This is a genomic window from Paracoccus lutimaris, assembly GCF_003337565.1.
GTDB lineage: Bacteria > Pseudomonadota > Alphaproteobacteria > Rhodobacterales > Rhodobacteraceae > Paracoccus > Paracoccus lutimaris.
The window spans coordinates 1-19,862 of record NZ_QPJL01000030.1 but is presented as its reverse complement, the minus strand read 5'-3'; the positions used below and the strand labels follow the sequence as shown (position 1 = coordinate 19,862).

Sequence of the window (19,862 nt, the reverse complement as noted above, 5' to 3'; positions counted from 1 at the left end):
AAGCAAACCAAGCAGAACTTTCTGGTGGAAGGATCCTTCAGAGATTTTCGTGACCAAGGTCCGCTTTCTCGATCTCCGCATAAGCTCGCTGCAACTGCAGCGAAAGCCGGCTTTCCGCCCAAACTTTCATAGTCCAGCGAGGGAAAACACGCCGACCCTGCTCCTAACCTGGACGGGTGATCACATGGCGATCCATCATAGATAGCTGCGCGGATCATATTTGCGCGGCGAATGGATTACGGATCGTGATCCTATCGGCCACCCTGAATCCATCCTGCATGTCCTCTGACAGCAAGCTATCACAGCCAGCTAGCAGCCCGGCCGCAACGATCACCGCGTCATAGACAGACAGCGCGTGTTTCCGCGCCAAGGCGATACCAAGGTCATGCGTCTCATAGGTCAACGGCTCGACGGTCACAAATTCACGGATCATGAGCAGGAACTCATCCGTCTGCGACCAGCTCATCCTGAGCTTCCTCTGCGTGACATTCGCAATCTCGTTCAGCACCTGCACGCTGACGGTTCCACCGCCGCGCAGCAGCCCTTCGGCAATGTCAGCCTTGGTGTGGTCGTCAGAAAGCAAGTAAAGCAGGATGTTCGTGTCGAAGAACCTACCTGGCATTCGCCTCGTCCCGATCGAACCGATAGCCCTCGGGCATCAATCCGCGAAACTCGCGAAGCTTTGCCAGAATTTCCTCGGGATCGCGTCGGCGGTGAATCTGAAAAAGCCCGGCATCGGCCGCAGTAATCTCGATCTCGTCGCCCGCCTTCAGCCCGAGTTCCTGGACCATCCGCGCGGGCAGGCGGACGGCCAAAGAATTACCCCATTTCGCGATCTGCATGGTGTTTGGCTCCGCCTTGAATGATACACATCGTCGATAATGTATATCCTGGCGGCCCCCGGTTCAATCGGTGATGCGATCACAACTCGTGACCAAAATCCTTGCGACGCGAAACGTGATGCTCGTCAGCCTCCTGCTCGGCCATTTTCTCTTTGACCTGCCGGGTCTGGGCGAGCGTGATGCCGACCGACTGATGGGCTTCGCCCGCCGCTGCCACAGCCCGCGCGATAGCCCGACGCTGACCCGCATCAGGAAAATCGACGGCCAGGGCGTTGGTGTCGCCGGTCGCCATCCGCGCCATGGCATTCTCGCCATAGCGTTCGCGGAAGTCGGCCCCGAAGCGCGCCGCGTGCTCGTCGCTCTGGAACTCGACCTTGCCATGCTGGGCGTGAGCATCGGCCATTACAGACAGGGTGCGGGTGAGCTTGTCATTTGTGGCATCCTGCTCGATCGGCACTGCGCGTGAAATCGTCCGCGCCGCCGCGGCATAGAAGCTGTCGACCAGCTCGGCCGCCCTGCCCCGCCCGTCCTCGGAAGACAGATCGATCTTCTTCGCGTCGGCCACGGCCAGAATATCGGCCTTGATCCATTCGCGCTCCTGCCAGGCATTCGCGGCCCCCGTCTCCATTCGGGACTGGATCACGCTCGGATCGAGACCTGCCTTCTCTGCGGCCGCGCCGATCTGCGCCGTCATTTCCTTTGAGCCATCCGGCCCGATGACCTTGTGCTTATCCTCGATGGTGATGCGATCACCGTCCATCTGTGCCTGATAGACCGGTGTGCGCGGGGCATGGTGCATCAGCTGCGCGCCGCGATCATCGCCCAGATCGCGCACGATCTCCGAGGCGATCCCGTAAAGTTCCTCGCGCATTTCACGCTGCTCCTGCACGGGCAGGCGCGAAATGTCCTTCTCGCTTTCATCCAGCCAGTTCCCGAAGGCATTGGCCAGATCGCCGCGATTGCGGATGGTCTCGAGGTCCATGACGATCTCCTGATTTCGATGATTGATGATGCCGCCCTGTTCCAGCAGGTCGGCCGCGGCTTCGATCTTTTTGGCCAGATTCTCATCGCTGATAAGGGTGGCCATGACGGCGAGACTGCGCAGCGTCTCGATATTGCGCTGGATCTGGTCGAGCGCATCGCTGAGCGCCCTGCCCTGCCGGCGGTTCTCGATCGGCGCCCTGCCCTCGCGTGCCGCCCGTTCGATCTCGGCCCGCGTCGGGCCATAGGTCAGGATGCCGCGATCCAGACGGCTGCTTTTGTCCAGAAACATCCCCTGCCCGCCCGCGATCTCGACCAGCCGTTCCTTCATGAAATCCAGATTGAAGACGTGGTCCTTCGCCATGAAAAACCAGTCGCCATTTTCCAGGCCCCGGTTGTTCACGACCACATGGACATGCTTGTTGACCCGGTCGGTATGCAGGGCCGCAACATAGGCCCATTCCTCACCACCCGAATGCAGCCCGGACTGGAACATCTCCATGCACCATTCTTCGACCACCGGACGGGCGCGCTCCCCGCTCACATCGAAGGGGAAAGACACCAGCAGATGCGTGGTATGGCCGTTCTTCGGATCGCCGGTCCATTCGTCAGACCACTGATAGACGACGGCCTTGCGCTGATCGCCGTCCAGCGTCCGGGCACGCGGGTCCAGATCGGCCATGTTGCCGAACACCGCCGCTGCCTTGGAAAAGAGGTAATCCAGCTGGTTGCCAAGCTGCTTTCCGGTGTGCGTGCCGCCATTGTGGATCTTCTTCAGCACCACCGCATTCGAGCCCTGGGCGACGCGCCACAGGCCCGCCGCCCGCCCGGAAAATTTCGGCTTCGGCGTCATGAACCGGTCAAACTCGCGCGCGACCTCGGCCTGCTGAAAGGCCAGCATCCCCGCACCGCCCTTCCAGATCGGAAACTCGATCTCGCCGATCAGTGCCTTTGCCAGCCCACCCCGGCTCATGCCTCTCCCTCCACGAAAGCCTTGAAGAGCCTCACCCCCCGACGGCGCTGTTCAGCAACGACCGCCTGCAGGAAAGTCCGCACTCTCGGCATGACAAGCCGAAGATCGTCCAGCGTGTGCATCTCCCCCTTCGCCAGCTTGATCTTCCTTGTGTTCGCAGCGAAGGCGATCTGGTTTATGTTCACCCCGATCTTGTGCAGCTCGTGCTTGATCGCCTCCAGTTCCGAGGCCTGCTCGGCCGGAAATTCGAGCATCCCGACGCTTGAACGCAGCAGGGTGCGCAGCACTTCCGATCTGCTGCCTGTGCCGAGAACGTCCTTCAGCCGGTCAAGTTGCTGCAATTCTTCAGGCGACAGGCGCACGGTCACGACGCTTCCATAGGTCGTGGTGGCCTCGGACTGACGCAGCTTCAGGGCCTTTTCCGCCTTGATCGCCTCCGGTTCAGCCCCGACAGCATCGGCCACCGCAGAAACAGCCCCGCCCGCCTTCAGCTGGCGGATCGCTTCGGCCTTCTGCTCTTTCGTCAGCGATTTGCGCGCCATCAATAACCTCCCGACAATGGCAATCAGACGGCTTGTATACATTCCGCATTTCCTGCCACTTTCCCATATGTGCCAGAGTAACCCAAGATCGCCCACCAAACAATCGGGAACTTGCCGCCGCAGGCGGCACCGATTGGGGCGATCGCCGCGGTTGCTCGGTGCGGCACATGTGGTCCGTTTGCTTGACGCTTTAGGCTTGTCGCTGTTGCGACACCGCTTCAGGCACGCGCCGAGTGCCGCCAGGCGGCCGCTCAAGCCCGCGCCGCATCGGGTTAGAGCCGGGCCCCACTCCTGGTCCTTACGCACCCTTTCAACGCCACCTGCCCTTCGCTACGCCAAATCGGATATCGCATCACGGTTTGCGGATGGTGCATGTCGCACCCCGTTCCGCTGGCCCGCGCCGGACATGCCTCGATTAGCGTCACGCACAGTCAAAATGCAGACCCTCGAACCTTGCAGCACGCACCATGCATTGCGGGTGTCGGTTGACGCTTGCCGGATGACGATTGTTGTACGTCGGACACCGTTTCATGGCTCTCGCATGACGGTTAATGTATGCCGTATTACGGTCGTTGCTTGTCGCTCTGCGGCTGTCGTGTTACGTACTAAGGTTATCGCATCACGCAGGACGGATAGCGCATCGTGGGCAAAGGCAGACGGATCATCACGGTCATGAACAAGAAGGGAGGCTGCGGCAAATCGACCCTCGTGCGCGGTCTCGCCTCGGTGGCCATCGATCGGGGCGAACGCGTGACGGTCTTCGACACCGACTCGAACCAGGGCATCGCGGAATGGATGACCGAGGCACGACGCCAGGGCTATTGGCACGACCGCATCGAGGTCATCGGGACGTTAGATGCAGAGACGGTCCTTGAGGATATTCAGAGGCTGTACCAAGGGGAAGATGAAGATCACCTGATCCTGATCGACACCTTCGGTGGCGGATCTGAGGCGCATGACGAAATGGCCATGACGGCGCACCTGATCGTCTCACCCTGCCGGCTGTCGTCACAGGATGTGCGCGACACTACCGCAACCGGCATCTGGCACGCGCGTCTGAAAACCCGAGTCGACGACCCAGATCATGTGCCCCCTTTCCGCGTCGTCGGCAGCCATGTCGGCAAGTCAATCAGCGAATCTGCCAAAGCGCAGATCGCAATCATGTTCGAGACGCTTCCGACGCTCGAGGATTTTGTCCTGGACCGGGCGTGTTATGAGCGCATGAACGACACCGGACTGTTGGGAGTCATCCGCGACAAGCACCCCAACCGCAGCCTGGTGCAGTCGATCACGCCGGGCCTGACCGAGATGGGCGAACTGCTCGACCAGTTTGACGAAATCATCAGGGAGAATGCGTGATGGCTCGGCTCAAGGATCGCGGCACAGTTATCAGGCGCGACAACAGTTTTGCGGCCCGTCTGGACGTGGCTAGGCCAGCAGAGCAGCCAACATCTGTCGCAAAACCGGCGCCAAGCCCAGCAGTGAAAAAATCGACTGAAATGTCGGTGGCGGCATCGACTCCCGCTGACAAGCCATGCGATCAGGAAGCGAAGCAAGGGAGTCTTACCTGGATCACGGATGCGACGAGCCATCCTTCAGCAGCCACAGAGGTGCACACGACCGCCCCGAAGCAGAAGACACCGCCCGAGGCCGGCAAGGTGACAAATATCAAGCTGCGCGTCACCTTCCGCTGTCCAACCGACCTGACAGAACGGGCAACTACCTGGGCAGAAAAGGCCCGCTGTCCGGTCAGTGCCGTGTTCCGAAAAGCCTTCGCCGACTTGCGGCCTCAGCTGATCGAGCGGATCGAAGCAGGCATCAACTATACCGAAGTACCAAACGACCGCATGAAAGACGCCAGCCATCCGTTTGATACCTCCATGATGATCAGCCGGGCCGCTTATGACCGTCTCACGAGAGAAGTCGATCCTGAGGCGATGACCGGGATTGAAGGGCCCATGTCGCGATGGGCACGCGCCCAGTTTATACCGCATTTTAATGCCTGGCTGGCGGCCAAAGGTCACTGAACACGTTACAGTGGGGCTTCGGCGAAGTCGAACGCGTCGCCTGCCGCGCCAAAGAACTAAGGGGCGTTGCCCCTCGCGCCGCCAAGGAAAATAGACTGGGCCGTGTCCTCGCCTTCGGCTGCGGGCCGCACCACCCCAGTCGATTTTCCTTGTCTCTGCTACCCCCAGTCTCGGCGACGGCCAGACCCCGAAAACGCTTGTTTTCGGGGCTGTCCCAATTTGGGCGCTCCAGATCAATGGAGGCGATAATGTCGACGCAAGAAAAAGGTGGTCATGGGAACATGAGCCCAGGCATGCGGCTCTCACGAATTGTGGATCTGGTCGACGGTATTTATGCCTGTCACCCAAATGACGCTGAGCATGTCATGGCGGTCATCCTGGAAGAATGGCGGACTGGTGTTCCGCTCCCGACCTTCATCGATGCTGACAGTGATGCGGAGGTCTGGGCGCACGCTGCAAGTTTTGAAGAGCTTCGCGCAATCTTCATCGCGGCTGGTCGAAGGCTGGTGTCATATCGGCTCGGTCGACGCGGCCGGTTTCGCATGATGCAGCGATTGCTCGACGGCCTGCGTGATGATGAGCGTCACGCTATCCTGGAGGCGCTTCGGGAAGGAAAGGATCTGATCGATGTTGATCAGCTTTGACAAACGATCTGATCGCATCAGTCTTGTGGGCACTTATTGGTCTGGCAGCTTCCCGGCCAGTGAATTGCCTGCCAGACTGCGGTTCTATCGCGAGTTACGAGAACGCGAGAATCCCCGCGGCGCAGCCAGCCACAGCGGCACAACTGCGAGCCTGGAAGGCGTAATGCACGTCCTGGCAGAAAGTCATCCTTGTTCTGACCTACAAGCGACAAAGAAAGCGACGCGTCTGAAGCACGGTGCCGAGAGGTATCGAGGGCAAAAGGAGATTCGGCGAGGGGACCGTTCCGATCTGCCCAAAGCGCGCGGGCACACGCTGTCTCGCCAACGACCGGGCGGAAGTTGACAGCTGTCAACGCTCCGGCCATGTCGCGACCGCGCCCAAAGTTGACAGCCGTCAACTGTCCCCGATTGCATCAGACTGGCCGCCCGTTTTCGGCGCGCAGCAAAGCCATGACCATCGGCCCGACCGAGAATGCTCCAGCCTCTGCCTTGCTGGTCAACGCCCGCAGATAGCCGCCGGGTTTGTTGATTGTTTCCGCCCTCTGCAGCATGCACGCCAACACGATGGCCGCAGCGGCATCGCCCATAACTCGTCGCGAACTGTCCCAGGCATCCGGGCTGATACCCAACATTGGGCGCACGAAACCAGCCACCCCAATCAGATCCCGCCAGGTTCGGATACCATCCGGAGCATAATCCAAAATGTCGGGCACCGCCTTCAGCACCAGTCCCAATGGCATGGCCGGTTCCGCAGATGACGCGACGGCTTCGCCCTCTTGCTGTTCTAAGCAAGGTTCAGATTCATAAGAGTCTGGTTTTGAATTCTGTTGGTGCCGCTCATTAACGTCGGCATTGCCGTCCATTTCTTCTGTTTTGATCAGCGAACGTACCTGATCCAGGACGTTCTCGGCACGGGCGGCAAGAGTTGCCAGACACTGAATGTCCAGCTTCCGCCGCAGCAAGCGCTGAAGCTCCGCCAGATCGGCGATGAGGGCTGCTGGGGCACCCATGTCTGTTTCGATCGCCCAGGCAATCAATTTGCCCGCGTCGCGCACACGGATGACGACCTGTTCGCGCAGCCTGCGCAACGCAAATGCCTCGCGGCGTGCTTCCTCGGCAGCCTCGGCGATTTCGGGGCTGCGGATCAGCAGGGGGCGCAGGTCAAAGCCGAACACGCGATCGAGGGCGCCGCTGCGGTCACGCGCGGCGTAGCGCTTCCCGTTGGGGCTGTCACGGCGCAGGATCAGGCCGGCACGGGTCAGCGCGGCCAGATGGCGGCGCAGCGTGCTTTCGGCCATGCCGTGCGTCCGCTCGGACAATGAGGCGTTCGAGGGAAACACGATCAGTGCGTCGTCGTCAGCCAGCTCTTTGCCCGGATGAAAGCTGAACAGCGCCGCCAGGACTGCAAGATCACGGTCGGTGACATTGAAAACCGTGCGCGCCGCCGTCAGATCGCGCAGCAGCGCCCACTTGTCGGGTGCGCTGTCCGGGGCAGGAGCCTCTGCCAGCGCTTGGTTTGCCAATAGGCCAGCCGTCACCGGTTGCCGCCCGAAAGGCGTCATTGAAATGTGTCGCATATTGTCTGTCACGGGGCAAAGAAAAGCCGTTCGCCTGGATCGACGTTGTTGACAGCTGTCAACCAATACCGCTATGTTCGAGGTGCTAGAACGAAACAGCGGCCCTTTGGGATGTCATGTCCTGAGGGGCTTCTTTTTTGCCTTGATCGTGCCTCCTGTTTGATTTCTTGCCTGTTATGTCCCCGCTTAGCTGTTTGATTTCAGCCAGTTGCGGTGAACCTCGTGAAGGTGATCTGCCAACCAATCGCCGAATTCACGACCCTGTCCGGAGAGCTCGATCACCAGTTTGTTCTTTGCGGCGCGCGCTTCGCCCAAGGTCTCGCCACCATCGCCGGTCAGTTTGCGCGGGCCTTTCGAGGCGGGGCGGGCCGGTGCCGCAGCAGCAAACACCGCCTCAAACCGCTGATCCGATCCTGCGCCCTGCGCAGAACGTTGCAGCGCAGCCAGATCGGCACCCCGTGCGCGCTGTACCAGCGTCAGCCAACGGTCACGGCCGACCGAAGGTGCCGAACCGATCTCCAGAATCAGTCGATGCGGCAAGCTCTCGGCGACCGTCAGCATTCGCGAAATCACGGTCTTGTCGATCGAAAGAGCGTCGCAGACAATCTTGCGCTCATAGCCCGCCTTCACCATCTGCTGGGCGAACAAGGCCTTCTCGATAAACGACAAATCCTTGCGGGCGCTGTTTTCCTGACCCTGAGCGATGACCAGTTCCCGGTCGTCCAGCGTTCGCACCATCGCCTTGACCGGCTGGCGCAGCGCCTTCAGCGCGGCGACACGGCGACGACCATAGACCACATCATACCGGCCCTCGCTATTCGGGCTGTGGCGCAACAGAACAGGAACCTGCTGGCCGTATTCGCGGATCGACTCGGTCAGCACAGCGAGACCCTCGGGATCTTCGTCCAAGCGGTCTTTCAGCCCGGCATTGTCGATCATGTCGGGAAGCACGTCGATGATGGCGCGGCGTTTCAGATCATCGATGGATTTGGACACCGCGCCAATTGCGCCGCGCTCGTAGCGGGGCAGGGCGTTCGCGGTGTCCTCGGGCTCGGCAGGGGCCTGACTCATCAGACCTTGCAGCAGGTTCTTGCGGGCCATCAGCTCTCCCCTTTCCGGCCCCAGGCCGACTGTATCAAACCCTCGATCTCGCCATTCACCGCGTTCAGGCTTTCGATCGCGCGTTCATAGGTGGATCGGGTGAATGCTGACTTTTCGACTTCGTACAAGGTCTGCTTGGTGATGCCGGCATCCGAGATCGCAGTGGATTTGAGGACCGTATGATTCAGCACATGTTCGCCAAACATCGAGCGCATGAAGCTGACCATCTGGTTCTGCGGACCGTCGCCCGGCTCGTAGCGTGTCACGACGTAACGCAACCAGTCGTAATCCATATCCGCCCCTGCCTCGGCAACCACACCCAGCAAATTCGACGTCATCAGCAGGAACTGGCACATCGACATCACATCCAGCATCTGTGGGTGCACGGTCACAAGGATCGCAGTTGCCGCAGACAAGGCCGACATGGTCAGAAAACCCAGTTGCGGGGGACAATCGATGACAACGACGTCGTAATCTGATTCCACCTCGGCCAGCGCATCACCAATTCTGGTAAAGAAGAGCTTGCCCGAGCGTTCGAGGATAGCGCGCGGGGTATCGTGTTCGAACTCCATCAGCTCAAGATTGCCGGGAATCAGGTCGAGATTGGTGAAATAGGTTTTCTGGATGATGTTGCGCAAAGAGACAGGGTCTTCATAGCGGATCGCATCATAGATCGTCCCGCCATCGCTCAGATCAAATTCCGGCTGCACCCCGTGCAGCGCCGACAGGCTTGCCTGCGGATCAAGATCGATCGCCAGCACGCGATAACCGTCCAGCGCGAGCTTCTGCGCCAGATGCGCCGCGGTCGTGGTCTTGCCGCTGCCGCCCTTGAAGTTGATCACAGTGATAACCTGCAAATGGTCGCCGTCTCGGCGACCGGGCAAATAGGTTCCAGGGCTTTTCGTGCCTTTTTCAAGCAGTTGCCGTAGCGCTTGAATATCCTGCGGGCTGTAATAGCGCCGACCACCTGCCCGCGTTTCAGGGCTCGGGCCCTTGCCATCAAGGTCGAGCTTGCGCAGATAAGCGTCCTTCACGCCAAGAAGGTCGGCGACCTCGCCGCTGGTGAACTTGCGCAGTTCACGCCGTGCATCCGGCGGAAACAGTTGCGCGCGATGCGCCTGCAGCCGCTCGGAAAGGGCCAGCGCATGGCTGCCCACCAACTTGTCGATGCGCGTTTTTGGCTGCATCATGCCCTCATGCTCTGCGGCCCTTGTAGTCGCGTTGTTACGCTGTGGACCGTCATATTCTCTTTATTCCGTAAATGGATGTGACAGTTTTCCGATTCTCGCAAGGGTTTTTTGCCCGCAACCCCTATATTTGGTAGAGGCGAGCGGCATCAGCACAACCTGAAAAGCCGCGGATGACGCGAGCGATCGTCATGTTCAACGGTCCTGCCGGCTGCCGAACATGGCTTGCCCACGGAACGTGACGGTCCTGTCGCCCACGCTCCATGTGGCGGCTTTTGCGCATGAACTTAGCCCAGCAGATCCGTCGCCGGGTTATCCTCGATCTCGACATCGGCGTAATAGGCCTGGGCCTGCGCCGGGTCGCGATGCAGCGAAAGCTGCATCGCGGCCGCCAAGGGGGCACCGTCCAGCGCCGCCTGGGTGAGGAATCCCGACCTGAGCCCGTGTGGGCTGGCAAAATCACGCGGATAGCCGGCCAGCTCCAGACGATGCGCGACAATGGTGCGAAAACCGCCGGGCGTCAGCCGGCGGGTCAGCACCCGGTCCGCCTGGCTGACGGGCCGGAAGAGCGGCCCGCCCTCGATCCCGGCCGCCGCGATCCAGGCCAGCACGGATCGCGCCGGAAAGCCTTTCAGCGGCAGCCACGGCGCCCGATCCGGCGTTGTTGTCTTGGTGTGCAGCAGCCGGATACGGATCAGACCGCGCTCTGCCATCGGCCGGTCATCGATATCGTCGCGATTCAGCGCCGTGACCTCGGAGCGCCGGCGCCCGCCACTGGCCCAGGCCAGGGCAAGAGCCGCATGGTCGCGCCGATCGCGCAGTGAGCCGTGGCAGGTGGCCAGCATCGCCTTCAGGATGTCGCGGGTGATCGGGTTTTCAGATTTGCGCTGGCGCGGCCGCGCGGCGGCGCGCCGCGCCTTGGCCCGCGCCTCCTTGATCAGCGGCGCGTCGAAGGGCGAGGCCAGGTTCTTCATCCGGTGGAACGCGCGCCAGCTGGCAATACGACGGTCCAGCGTCGACGGGGCAGGGGCGGCGTAATCGCGTCGCAGACCCGCCCGCACCAGGGCCTCGGCCGCCGCGCGCGCGGGACCGGTGCTGGCGCGAAGATCTTGCGCATGATCGAGAATGAAGCGCAGCGCCACGGGCTCGGCCTCGGGCCAGTGCAGCACTGCGCCGAAGGCAGCCGCCTTCCAGGCGGTGATGTAAGCCAGATCCTGTTCATAGGCGCGCAGGGTGTTCTCGGCGGTCCCGCGTCGGAACAGCTCGGCCAGGGCATCCTGGTCGGCGGGCGTGAGCGACGGGGGGGCAAGCGGGAGGCTTGTCATCAGCGTTCCCCAAGCCTATATCTAGCCAGACAGCTAGACAGGATAAGGGCAATGTGGACCCTGCAGGATGCCAAGAATCGCTTCAGCGCCGTGGTGGATGCGGCCCTGGCCGGCCAGCCGCAAGAGGTCAGCCGGCGCGGCAAGCCGGCCGTGGTGGTGATGGCGGCGGAGGAATACCGGCGGCTTCTCGACAGCGCCCGAGAGGATCGCGGCAGTTTTGTCGCGCATCTGATGGCCTTTCCGGATGATGGCAGCGACGAGTCCGACCTGCCGCGCGGTCGGGTGACACCGCGTGATGTCCGTTTCTGATGTACCTGCTCGATACCAATGTCATCTCGGCGCTGCGCCGGCCTGATCGCGCGCCCCGAGTCGCGGCCTGGCTGGCCGACAAAGCCGAAGCCGAGCTGTTTCTTTCGGTCATCACGCTTGGCGAGATCGAGCGCGGCATTCATCAGCAGGCGGCCCGCAATTCCGGCTTTGCCGCCGACCTGCGCGCCTGGCTGGACCGGACCCTGCGGCTCTTCGGCGATCGGCTGCTGCCCTTCGGACCTGAGGATGCGCGCATCTGGGGCCGCCTCAGCCAAGAGATCGGCCATGACGGCGCCGACCTGATGATCGCCGCCACGGCGCTCGCGCGTGGTGCCACGGTGGTCACCGGCAACACCGCCGATTTTGCGCCCACCGGGGTGGCGCTGGAAAACCCGTTCTGAGGCCTCGTCCATCGGCAATCGTCCTGTCCCGTCGCGGCCAGAATACGCATTCTTCAGGACCATCTCAACACTGTCGATAATGGCATCTTATCGACAGCGATTGTGAGAAAACAAAGAGGCTTCAGTGATCCGCATTTATTGGATATTCTGCGGATATGAGTGATCTCGATGAATATTGGTTTGATCCACCAGAGGGCGACGATCCCGCCTATCCGCCCCTGCCACGGGCGGATCGGAGGTTATTGCTCGATCCGGCGGCCTGGCGCGCGGCGGAGCGGGACTGCGCCGTGGACCTGGCGCAGGCCGCGCAGGCCATCGGCCGGTTGGACGGGCTGCTGGCCGGTCTGGACGAGACCCTGCGCCGCGGTCTGATCACCCGGTTGGCATTCAGTGAGGTCGTGTCCATGCTCTGGGCGGCGGGGACGCCGATCCCGCAAGAGGTGCTGATCCGCGACCTGGCCGATGCCCCGGCCTCGGTCGACTTGGAGGCGCTGGCGCTGGCCCGGTGGGCCATCGGGCGGTTGCAGGGCAGGGGGCGTCTGGAGGCGTTGCGGGATTTCCTCGGGCTGCACCGGGCGGGCCAGGGGCGGGGCGACAGCGACCTGCTGCGCCCGACCGGAGCCGATTTTGACTCCGAGACCGAGGGGTTTGCGGCGGGACTTGCCGCGCTGGAGGGGTGCCATGCGATCACACGGGCAGCGTTCGGATGCCGGCTCTGGCGGCTCACCGATCTGTCGCCGGACGGGCACCAGCTGGAAGCGATGTGCTGGGCGGCACGGGCCATGGCGGACAGCGCGGGGCCGCTGGTGATGGTGCCGATGGGGCAGGCCGGGCGGCGAGTTTGGACGATAGGTGGTGATGCGGAAGAATTTCTGAGGGCGTGGTGCGGGGCCATTGCGGCCGGCTGCGAGGCGGGGTTCCGCGTGATCCGGCAGCTGATGGAGTGGGCAGATCGGGCCAGGCGGACGACGGCGCGGATCAAGGGCAGCAATGCGGGATTGGTGATCGATGCGCTGGTGGTGCATCCGGTGGTTTCCGCCGCTGCGCTGGAAGCCGAAGCGGCGATCAGCCGCGATACCGCCGAGCGGCTGCTGGCGCGCTTGCAGGGTCTCGGATTTGTGCGCGAGATCACGGGCGGAACACGGTTCCGGCTGTGGACGGCGGTGCTGTGACCACGAGCCCGACCGTGCCGGCGCGATCGTCTGTGTCACGCGACAAGGAATTTTCCGGTGGACTAGGCGGCTCCTCGGTAAGCTCGAGAACCATCGCGCAACTTCGATGAAGCGTCTCGATCGAGTAGTCGCGCTTCGTCAGGCCACCTCTGCGACTACCGAAAACGATAGATTACAGAACTCCGGCGTCACATATACATAGCTCGATTCAGGCCGAAGTGAACGGCACATCACCGATGGCTCGACGGCTATCGCGGATGTATGTAAAGTAGTTTTTTTTTGGAGCGGATGTTCATGCCCAGTTTTACCTACCAGATGCTGTATCTCGGCCAATTGGCGGACATGGATCCCACCGAGACCAACAACACCGCAGAGAACGTTGGCGCTGTTCTTGGGAACCGGGTTTTTGGCAGCGCCGGGACGCCGCTCTTCTCGCAGAGTACCCAGGTGACGCTGAACGACAACCGCGGCACCGGCAATACCGTCTCGCTGAACCACAACCAGCCGGGCGGGACTGGAGCGCTGGACAATATCACGTATACGCTGAACGACACGACCTACACGCTGCAAGCGGACTCGACGATCCGGGTCTATAACGTATCGGTGGTCCAGGCCATCGGTGGCGGTGCGACCCGCACCATTACTGTACCGGTCCGGCTGATACAGGATGTGAGCGGCAATGTCTTCCTGATGCCGCCGCCGGTTGTCGGCAGCGAACCGGGTGAGGCGGCCATCACCGAATTTCCGATCATCTCGGTTTCGGTCCCGAACAACCCCTCGAACATCAGCAATTTCGGCGGGATCACGGCGGATCGCAATCTGCTGCCCTTCCGAGATGGCTATGTCGATGGCACCGACGGCAATAATGTCATCGGTCCGGGCTATATCGACGGGGCCGGCGACCGGGTCGATGCCAATGATGCCATCCTGCCCGGGATGACCGGCGATGACGATTATATCCGCGCCGGTCTGGGCAATGACTCGGTCTCGGCCGGGGCGGGCAATGACATCGTCGAGGGTGGGGCCGGCAATGACACGCTTCTGGGCGAGGCCGGCAATGATACGCTTTTCGGCGGTGCTGGTAGCGACACGCTGCGCGGCGGCGCCGGGAATGACAGCCTGAGCGGCGGCGCCGATAACGACCGGCTCGAGGGCGGGGCTGGCACAGACAGCCTGACCGGGGGCGAGGGCTTCGACACCTTCCTTGCCGGTGACGCCGACATCATCACCGATTTCAATACCGCGACCGGGCAGAACATCGCCGATGGCAATCAGGCGAATAACGACTTCGTCGATCTGAGCAGCTATTACAACGCCGCCAACCTGGCCGCCTATAACCTGGCGAATGGCACGAATTACGCCACGCCGCTTGGCTGGCTCAGGGCCGATCAGGCCGATGGCGTGCTGCAATCTGCGGGCGGGCTGATCATTCGCAATGGCGGCGCGGCCGTGGCGGGGGCCAACCTGACCTGGGACAATACCAATGTCCTCTGCTTTGCCGCCGATGCCGGTATCTGCACCGCCTCGGGCGAGGTGGCGGCGGGCGATCTAAAGGTCGGCGATCTGGTAGAGACGCGCGATGCCGGCCTGCAGGCGATCCGCTGGATTGGCAAGCGCCGGCTGGACTCGGCGATGCTGGCCGAACATCCGAACCTGCGCCCAATCCGCATCTGCAAGGGCGCGCTTGGCGCGGGCCGGCCGACGGCGGATCTGGTCGTCTCGCCGCAGCACCGGATTCTGGTGCGCTCGCGCATCGCCCGGACCATGTTCGGCGCCGACGAGGTGCTGGTTGCCGCCAAGCAGCTGTGCCAGATCGAGGGCATCGACGTGGCGCAGGATCTGGACGAGGTGACCTATGTCCATTTTCTCTTCGATACCCACCAGATCGTCCTGGCCAATGGTGCGGAGACAGAATCGCTCTTCACCGGCGACGAGGCGCTGAAATCGGTTGGTCCGGCGGCGTTGGAGGAGATCTTCACGATATTCCCTGAACTTCGCGCTCCTGAGCATGCTCCTGTCCCGGCGCGGGAACTGGTCTCGGGCCGGCAGGGCCGCAAACTGGCGATGCGTCACCTGCAGAACCGCAAGCCGCTGGTGGGAGAGGTCTGAGGAGAGGGCTAGACTGTTTGACCAGTCGAAAGGCAGTGGAGGACGTCTCACGGCCCGGGCGTGATCTCGGCAGAGAATTCGGCCCCCCGAAGTCTGCGAACAAAGGGGGGCTAACTGGCCGCGCGGTGATTGCAAGAACCGGGAAACCGAACTTTTGGGTAGCCACTGCCCGGCCCCGGCAAACCTTTCCACGTCCAATGTCAAGCATCTACTACTCGCAACCACCCAACTGGACCGTTGAAAACAAAAATGCCCCGCCAAAACAGGCGGGGCTTACTCTTTCCTCATGGGAACAGAACTATATCGCCACAATATGGCTTCGATGACAACTTAGGTAAACTTACCTGTTTGGACAGGCCATGTGTCAATCTGCCTCGTCCCGGCTGTTGAGGTTTACCGCGTCGCGCACGTGTATTCTACCGGAACATAGACGCAGATCGACAGGGACAAGGAACCCGTTACTTGCCATGCCCGAAGCGGCCGCAGAAACCGGTCTCAACCTTGGCGAGATTTTCGTGGCTCATGCCCGCCATCGCTCTCTGGGCCAGCCTGAACTTGCCGCGCGGGCCAAGCCCGCCTCTGGCGAGGCGGTCACCGCAGGCGACGAAATAGGCGCGCAGTTCGTCATCGCTTGCCAGCGCCCCCCAATTTCCCGCCTCCTGGTCTACGCCGCGAATATCAGGCGCAGGCTCTCCGGCGCAAATGCCTTCCAGCACCGCCGACAGGATGAACAGCAGATCACGTTCCTGGCAATCGGCGATGGCGACGAGCAGCGGCTCGATCGCCGCCGCTCGCCGAAGGCGCGCGGCGGGCTGAACGGCTTGATCAAACATCGTCATCAGCCGGCAGCGAAGCGAGTTCCATGGTCGCCCGAGCTTGCGCGCGAATTCGGCGATTGTTGCGCCATTCAGATCCATCGCGAGGATTGTGGCATCCTCGCTCGGGGAAAACCGCCGGACCCTGAAGCCGCCGCGGGTAACGATCATCGGCTCGCGCCGCGGTCAGGTATTGCCGCGCGTGTTCGGGCTGTCGGCACCGGGCGCAGACAGTGCCAGCTGACGGCACTGACCAACATGCCGAGCCTGCGGCCGCTGGTGGCGTGGGACATACCTATTTCGCGCAGTCCCGCAACCTCGCTCAACTGGTTGTCGGTATATCCGCGCGTGGGCATCAGCTGATGACCTCCAACAGTTTCTCGCCCTCGAAAGGATCGATCTCATAGATCAGGATGTCGATGCCGAACCGTTCACGGCGCTGCCGGGCGCGCTTGCGCGCCTCGGCCAGCGTGGCGCAGCAGATCGGCAGATCGTCGGGGTGATCGCGCAGTTCATAGAGCATCGTTTCGCCCTCGCAGCCGATGGCGCGTGGCCGGGTCCTGCGCATCCTGATGGTGATCGAGCATGGCCCGGAAATAGTCGTGGCGGTCGCCACGCCGATCCGGATCAAACCGGGCAAGGGGATTGATCTTCAGCAAGGCGGCCCGGATCACGGCGCGTTGGCTGGCGCTGATCGGGACATTGAGGCGGCAATAGGCGGAAAAGCTGTGCATGGCGGTTCTCCGTTACAGGGTGATGCCGGGTTTCAGATTGCCGTCCCGGTCGAGCCAGCCTCGTGCGTCGGCACAGGGAATGCAGATGCATTTGCCTGCTGGATCGCCGGGCAGGATGATGGGGGCGAGATAGGCCATCGGATTGACGCTGCCGCATTTGCGGCAGGTCAGGGTGGCGAGGGGAAGGGGGCCGCTCAAGCGGCGGCCTCCTGTTCGAGCCGGCCAGCAGGCGCGCTGCGCATCAACCAATCGGCGGCTTTCTGGGCCTCGGTCGCTGCCTTGAAAATGAACCGTTTGTCGTCCTTGAGGCACCGCAACCAGCTTTCGACATAGGCTGCCGTCTGCCCGGAATCCGGTGTCACACCGATCTGCGCGCAGACCATGGCGCTGCCGATCTCGGCCACCAGTTCCTCGAACGCGCGATCCGTGCGACCATCGAACCGGCTGAAACGGTCCAGCCGATGCACAGCGCCAGTGGCATGGCAGGCTTCATGGGCCAGGGTGGCGTAATATCCGGTGGCGTCATGAAAGGTCGCGACGGGCGGCATGTGGATGAAATCGCCCGCCACATCATAGAAGGCCTCGGGCCGCTCGCTTGTGCGCCGCGAGATGCCGGTTGCATCAAAGAAGGCGTCAAGCGCCGGATCGGCTTCGGTGCCGAGATCGCGCGGGGCCTCGACGGGCTCGGCCTGAAAATCTTCGGGCAAACCGTCGATCTGATCGGCGTTGAAGACGCGAGAGGCTTTGGCATAGCCGATGGTCTTTTCTTCGCCGGTCTCTGCATCCTCTTTTTCAAAGGTGCCGTATTTGACAACCGTTGCGGATTTCTCGCCCTTGCGAACCTGCGCGCCTGCGTCCTGTGCCTGCCGATAGGTGAACCAATGGGCGCTGCGATAGCGTTGTTCAGCGGCCCGCGCCCACAGCATCAGGATATTGATACCGCGATAAGGCTCGCCATTGCTGCGGCGGGGAAACGGAATCCCGCCGGCATCGCCGGTCCATGGTTTCCGCCAGACCGGGGTGCCGGCCTCAATGCTGGCAATGATCTGGTCGGTGACGTGCTGATAAACGTCAAAATGGGCCATCATGCGTCCTCCTGCACGGGGCGCTCGACAGCGCTGACCTCGATGCCGCAATCGTCGCAGGTCGTATCGTCAAAGACGTTGGACAGTTCCCACTCTTGCGTCTCGACGTTCCAGCGGGCGCAGGCGTCGGCCAGAATGCTCTGGCCTCCGCAATGCGGGCAATGAATGGTGATGGGGTGATCGGGTTCACGCGCGGGCATGGTCAGCCTCCAAGGTGAAGACGACGGTTTCGCCATCGACGCGATAGTCGATCTTGCGCAGCAGTAGCTGTTCCAGCGCCTCACGCGGCACGCCGGGATATGTCGCGGCGATCACGTCCAGCAGCTGCGGACGATCTTCCTCGAAATGGTAGCCGTTGATCGCCCATGCGATCAGGCCGGGGGTATGAACGAGGGATGACGATCCCAAACGATATTCAGCCATGTGTGGCCTCCTTTTTTGCGACGGTCCCGCTTTGGTCTTTGCCGTGGTCGGGGTGCCCATCATCGGGCGGGGTTTCTGGCGAGGACGCGCGAACCGCGCGCCTCTCCTGAAACCCTGCCTCCCGGCGAGGGCAGGAGGGGGACCCGATCAGGGGTCGGCCGCAGGGGCGAGGGGAGGGGACTCACCCGGCCTGCACGGAGCGTGCAGCGCGAAGGAAGGCCGGGGACACCCCTTGCCCCGTGAAGCGGACGTGCCCTTGAACGGGGGAACCGGCGGTTCCCATGACGGCTGCGGAACGCGGCCCAGGAAAAAGCCGGGGCGTTCGGCGTCGTCCGAATCCCCTGGCCGGCGTGGCCCGCAAGCGGGCCTCCACCGATCTTTCTGGCCGCAGGCTGCCCGCGCGAGCGACTGGATGGAACGGCAAAGGGGCGGCTTGCGCCGCCCCTGTCGTTCACTCCTGGTCGTCGTCTCGTTTCGGGAAGGCGACCATATCGACGCCGGGGAACATGTTGTGGCGAACCTGGATGGAGGCGATCTCGCCGGCGTCGTTGCGGTTGATGAAGAGGACACCGCAGTTGTCCCAGAAGTTCTTGCCGTCTTTCTCGCCGGTTTTCACGCGGAGCTTCATGCTTTCGTTGGCCATTTAGTTTTCCTTTCCTGCTTGGCGTTTCGATGAAATTTCTGCGACGGGGCAGGAAGAGCGTCGGTCAATGGCGAATTTGCCTCGCGAGGAATGGCCGCAGGCCAGGGGAAATTCGTCGTTGAAGGCCGAGGGCCGTCCGGCGCGCTGCCCTGTCATATTTCATCGATGAGAAACGCCTTCGCTGGTAAGGACCGGGTTGGCCACGACAGCAAGCGACCGCGCAACCCGCGAGCGAGAAAGACGGCAAGAACGGGACCGGCTGCCCGTCTCCGGCTTAACCGCAATGCTGCCGGGCTCACTACGCCCGGCTATGACCGCCACAATATGGTCCTGCACGAGAGATTTTGGCGCATCCGAACAGACGGACCAGGATTGGCAGGGGCGGCGCAAGCTGCCCCATGATCCGGTTGGGAACGCAGGCGTCTGAAGGCCAGCCCGCGTCAGCGGCCGTGACCCGAATGGGCCGAGACGGGCGGGGCAGGGCGCCCCGGACCGGCGGGCGAGGATCTGGCTCGGGACGAGACGGACCGCAGGCGCCGCAGCCGGGCGCATCGCCCTGACTGGCTTGGGTCCGGCCTGAGCCGGACTAGGACGCGATGCCCGCTTGCGGGCAGACGCCCAGATTCACTTCTGACGAAACGCGCCTATATTCGTAATGTCCGTGCCTGTTTACATCTCTCATCTTTGGTCTTTGCGCATGAAACACGACACCCGCCCACCGTTCCGATCTCTTCGCGACGTGGTGCTGAAGGAGTTAAAGGGCAAGAAATCCCTCTTGTGCTGGAATGACGATCCAAGCTTTGCACGAGATACGCTGGACGGCATACTCGATGGCGAGGCCTATATCCTGGACAGATACGCACATGCCTATCTTCGGTGTTGATTGCCACTGAGATTTGACCCGGCAACAGCGGAAATTGTCATTGAGAATTGACCCATGTGCAACCTTGCCCCGGCTTGAACCAGCTGGGG

At 62.2% G+C, this 19,862-nt stretch carries 24 protein-coding genes; 7 read left to right on the top strand and 17 right to left on the bottom strand.

What is annotated here, in order from left to right:
* Positions 1–214: 214 nt before the first annotated feature.
* From DFP89_RS17730 to DFP89_RS17715, 4 genes are all read right to left on the bottom strand, one after another.
* Complete coding sequence (locus tag DFP89_RS17730; protein WP_114350707.1) at positions 215–622, bottom strand: PIN domain-containing protein; 408 nt, start codon at positions 620–622, stop codon at positions 215–217.
* A complete protein-coding gene (locus tag DFP89_RS17725) occupies positions 612–842 on the bottom strand; it encodes an AbrB/MazE/SpoVT family DNA-binding domain-containing protein (RefSeq protein ID WP_114350706.1) in 231 nt (76 codons plus the stop codon). The genes DFP89_RS17730 and DFP89_RS17725 overlap by 11 nt, the downstream gene beginning before the upstream one ends.
* Positions 843–921: 79 nt before the next feature.
* The gene (locus tag DFP89_RS17720; protein WP_114350705.1) at positions 922–2,796 is read right to left on the bottom strand and encodes a relaxase/mobilization nuclease domain-containing protein; all 1,875 of its coding nucleotides are present in this window, start codon (positions 2,794–2,796) and stop codon (positions 922–924) included.
* Positions 2,793–3,338 carry a plasmid mobilization relaxosome protein MobC gene (locus DFP89_RS17715; RefSeq protein ID WP_181870385.1) on the bottom strand — a complete coding sequence of 182 codons (546 nt, stop codon included), beginning with the start codon at positions 3,336–3,338 and terminating at the stop codon, positions 2,793–2,795. Before DFP89_RS17715 ends, DFP89_RS17720 begins: the two co-directional genes overlap by 4 nt.
* 642 nt (positions 3,339–3,980) lie before the next feature.
* Here DFP89_RS17715 and DFP89_RS17710 point away from each other — a divergent pair.
* From DFP89_RS17710 to DFP89_RS17700, 3 genes are all read left to right on the top strand, one after another.
* Complete coding sequence (locus DFP89_RS17710) at positions 3,981–4,697, top strand: nucleotide-binding protein (RefSeq protein WP_114350703.1); 717 nt, start codon at positions 3,981–3,983, stop codon at positions 4,695–4,697.
* Positions 4,697–5,365, top strand: a complete 669-nt coding sequence (locus tag DFP89_RS20180) for a hypothetical protein (protein ID WP_147273349.1) — start codon at positions 4,697–4,699, stop codon at positions 5,363–5,365. The genes DFP89_RS17710 and DFP89_RS20180 overlap by 1 nt, the downstream gene beginning before the upstream one ends.
* Positions 5,366–5,613: 248 nt before the next feature.
* Entirely contained in the window at positions 5,614–6,009 is a 396-nt protein-coding gene (locus DFP89_RS17700; protein WP_147273348.1) for a hypothetical protein, read from the top strand.
* 413 nt (positions 6,010–6,422) lie between these two features.
* On the opposite strand, the gene repC is transcribed toward DFP89_RS17700, so the two are convergent.
* The 4 genes from repC to DFP89_RS17680 form a co-directional block, all read right to left on the bottom strand.
* Positions 6,423–7,586, bottom strand: a complete 1,164-nt coding sequence (gene repC / locus DFP89_RS17695; RefSeq protein WP_114350701.1) for a plasmid replication protein RepC — start codon at positions 7,584–7,586, stop codon at positions 6,423–6,425.
* A gap of 186 nt (positions 7,587–7,772) precedes the next feature.
* Positions 7,773–8,687: a plasmid partitioning protein RepB gene (repB, locus tag DFP89_RS17690; RefSeq protein WP_114350700.1), complete on the bottom strand. Its 915-nt coding sequence runs from the start codon at positions 8,685–8,687 to the stop codon at positions 7,773–7,775.
* Positions 8,687–9,874 (bottom strand): plasmid partitioning protein RepA, encoded by a 1,188-nt coding sequence (gene repA, locus DFP89_RS17685; protein WP_114350714.1) that lies wholly within the window; start codon positions 9,872–9,874, stop codon positions 8,687–8,689. The genes repB and repA overlap by 1 nt, the downstream gene beginning before the upstream one ends.
* A 287-nt stretch (positions 9,875–10,161) precedes the next feature.
* Positions 10,162–11,199 carry a tyrosine-type recombinase/integrase gene (locus tag DFP89_RS17680; protein ID WP_114350699.1) on the bottom strand — a complete coding sequence of 346 codons (1,038 nt, stop codon included), beginning with the start codon at positions 11,197–11,199 and terminating at the stop codon, positions 10,162–10,164.
* A 51-nt stretch (positions 11,200–11,250) separates the two neighbouring features.
* On the opposite strand from DFP89_RS17680, the gene DFP89_RS17675 reads away from it, so the two are divergent.
* From DFP89_RS17675 to DFP89_RS21065, 4 genes are all read left to right on the top strand, one after another.
* Complete coding sequence (locus DFP89_RS17675) at positions 11,251–11,508, top strand: type II toxin-antitoxin system Phd/YefM family antitoxin (protein WP_114350698.1); 258 nt, start codon at positions 11,251–11,253, stop codon at positions 11,506–11,508.
* Positions 11,508–11,909, top strand: coding sequence for a type II toxin-antitoxin system VapC family toxin (locus DFP89_RS17670; RefSeq protein ID WP_114350697.1), 402 nt, complete (start codon positions 11,508–11,510; stop codon positions 11,907–11,909). The genes DFP89_RS17675 and DFP89_RS17670 overlap by 1 nt, the downstream gene beginning before the upstream one ends.
* A 155-nt stretch (positions 11,910–12,064) precedes the next feature.
* A complete protein-coding gene (locus DFP89_RS17665; protein ID WP_147273347.1) occupies positions 12,065–13,081 on the top strand; it encodes a DUF1403 family protein in 1,017 nt (338 codons plus the stop codon).
* Positions 13,082–13,375: 294 nt separating this feature from the next.
* Complete coding sequence (locus tag DFP89_RS21065; protein WP_281271222.1) at positions 13,376–15,190, top strand: Hint domain-containing protein; 1,815 nt, start codon at positions 13,376–13,378, stop codon at positions 15,188–15,190.
* 458 nt (positions 15,191–15,648) lie between these two features.
* Here DFP89_RS21065 and DFP89_RS17655 read toward each other — a convergent pair whose 3' ends face one another.
* The 9 genes from DFP89_RS17655 to DFP89_RS20595 form a co-directional block, all read right to left on the bottom strand.
* Positions 15,649–16,176: a hypothetical protein gene (locus DFP89_RS17655; protein WP_147273346.1), complete on the bottom strand. Its 528-nt coding sequence runs from the start codon at positions 16,174–16,176 to the stop codon at positions 15,649–15,651.
* 184 nt (positions 16,177–16,360) lie between these two features.
* Positions 16,361–16,528: a hypothetical protein gene (locus DFP89_RS20395; RefSeq protein WP_181870384.1), complete on the bottom strand. Its 168-nt coding sequence runs from the start codon at positions 16,526–16,528 to the stop codon at positions 16,361–16,363.
* Positions 16,518–16,739 (bottom strand): hypothetical protein, encoded by a 222-nt coding sequence (locus DFP89_RS17650; RefSeq protein ID WP_114350693.1) that lies wholly within the window; start codon positions 16,737–16,739, stop codon positions 16,518–16,520. Before DFP89_RS17650 ends, DFP89_RS20395 begins: the two co-directional genes overlap by 11 nt.
* 12 nt (positions 16,740–16,751) lie before the next feature.
* On the bottom strand, positions 16,752–16,937 hold the full coding sequence (locus tag DFP89_RS17645) for a hypothetical protein (RefSeq protein ID WP_114350692.1): 186 nt from the start codon (positions 16,935–16,937) through the stop codon (positions 16,752–16,754).
* Positions 16,934–17,827, bottom strand: a complete 894-nt coding sequence (locus DFP89_RS17640) for an ArdC family protein (protein WP_114350691.1) — start codon at positions 17,825–17,827, stop codon at positions 16,934–16,936. Before DFP89_RS17640 ends, DFP89_RS17645 begins: the two co-directional genes overlap by 4 nt.
* A complete protein-coding gene (locus DFP89_RS17635; protein WP_114350690.1) occupies positions 17,824–18,024 on the bottom strand; it encodes a hypothetical protein in 201 nt (66 codons plus the stop codon). The genes DFP89_RS17640 and DFP89_RS17635 overlap by 4 nt, the downstream gene beginning before the upstream one ends.
* A complete protein-coding gene (locus DFP89_RS17630; RefSeq protein WP_114350689.1) occupies positions 18,011–18,247 on the bottom strand; it encodes a hypothetical protein in 237 nt (78 codons plus the stop codon). Before DFP89_RS17630 ends, DFP89_RS17635 begins: the two co-directional genes overlap by 14 nt.
* A gap of 451 nt (positions 18,248–18,698) precedes the next feature.
* Positions 18,699–18,890: a hypothetical protein gene (locus DFP89_RS17625; RefSeq protein WP_114350688.1), complete on the bottom strand. Its 192-nt coding sequence runs from the start codon at positions 18,888–18,890 to the stop codon at positions 18,699–18,701.
* Positions 18,891–19,644: 754 nt separating this feature from the next.
* Positions 19,645–19,862: hypothetical protein (locus tag DFP89_RS20595; protein WP_220269872.1), on the bottom strand; the 218-nt coding region annotated here is incomplete at its 5' end.

Bases quoted from the DNA above. Each gene is read 5' to 3' on its own strand.
- DFP89_RS17670 (WP_114350697.1), top strand. From the start codon at position 11,508: ATGTACCTGCTCGATACCAATGTCATCTCGGCGCTGCGCCGGCCTGAT.
- DFP89_RS17720 (WP_114350705.1), bottom strand. From the start codon at position 2,796: ATGAGCCGGGGTGGGCTGGCAAAGGCACTGATCGGCGAGATCGAGTTT.
- DFP89_RS17700 (WP_147273348.1), top strand. From the start codon at position 5,614: ATGTCGACGCAAGAAAAAGGTGGTCATGGGAACATGAGCCCAGGCATG.
- DFP89_RS17635 (WP_114350690.1), bottom strand. From the start codon at position 18,024: ATGCCCGCGCGTGAACCCGATCACCCCATCACCATTCATTGCCCGCAT.
- DFP89_RS17725 (WP_114350706.1), bottom strand. From the start codon at position 842: ATGCAGATCGCGAAATGGGGTAATTCTTTGGCCGTCCGCCTGCCCGCG.
- DFP89_RS17630 (WP_114350689.1), bottom strand. From the start codon at position 18,247: ATGGCTGAATATCGTTTGGGATCGTCATCCCTCGTTCATACCCCCGGC.
- DFP89_RS17640 (WP_114350691.1), bottom strand. From the start codon at position 17,827: ATGATGGCCCATTTTGACGTTTATCAGCACGTCACCGACCAGATCATT.
- DFP89_RS20395 (WP_181870384.1), bottom strand. From the start codon at position 16,528: ATGCTCTATGAACTGCGCGATCACCCCGACGATCTGCCGATCTGCTGC.
- DFP89_RS21065 (WP_281271222.1), top strand. From the start codon at position 13,376: ATGCCCAGTTTTACCTACCAGATGCTGTATCTCGGCCAATTGGCGGAC.
- DFP89_RS17655 (WP_147273346.1), bottom strand. From the start codon at position 16,176: ATGATCGTTACCCGCGGCGGCTTCAGGGTCCGGCGGTTTTCCCCGAGC.
- repC (WP_114350701.1), bottom strand. From the start codon at position 7,586: ATGCGACACATTTCAATGACGCCTTTCGGGCGGCAACCGGTGACGGCT.
- repA (WP_114350714.1), bottom strand. From the start codon at position 9,874: ATGCAGCCAAAAACGCGCATCGACAAGTTGGTGGGCAGCCATGCGCTG.
- DFP89_RS17625 (WP_114350688.1), bottom strand. From the start codon at position 18,890: ATGGCCAACGAAAGCATGAAGCTCCGCGTGAAAACCGGCGAGAAAGAC.
- DFP89_RS17730 (WP_114350707.1), bottom strand. From the start codon at position 622: ATGCCAGGTAGGTTCTTCGACACGAACATCCTGCTTTACTTGCTTTCT.
- DFP89_RS17650 (WP_114350693.1), bottom strand. From the start codon at position 16,739: ATGCACAGCTTTTCCGCCTATTGCCGCCTCAATGTCCCGATCAGCGCC.
- DFP89_RS17665 (WP_147273347.1), top strand. From the start codon at position 12,065: ATGAGTGATCTCGATGAATATTGGTTTGATCCACCAGAGGGCGACGAT.
- repB (WP_114350700.1), bottom strand. From the start codon at position 8,687: ATGGCCCGCAAGAACCTGCTGCAAGGTCTGATGAGTCAGGCCCCTGCC.
- DFP89_RS17680 (WP_114350699.1), bottom strand. From the start codon at position 11,199: ATGACAAGCCTCCCGCTTGCCCCCCCGTCGCTCACGCCCGCCGACCAG.
- DFP89_RS17715 (WP_181870385.1), bottom strand. From the start codon at position 3,338: ATGGCGCGCAAATCGCTGACGAAAGAGCAGAAGGCCGAAGCGATCCGC.
- DFP89_RS17675 (WP_114350698.1), top strand. From the start codon at position 11,251: ATGTGGACCCTGCAGGATGCCAAGAATCGCTTCAGCGCCGTGGTGGAT.
- DFP89_RS20180 (WP_147273349.1), top strand. From the start codon at position 4,697: ATGGCTCGGCTCAAGGATCGCGGCACAGTTATCAGGCGCGACAACAGT.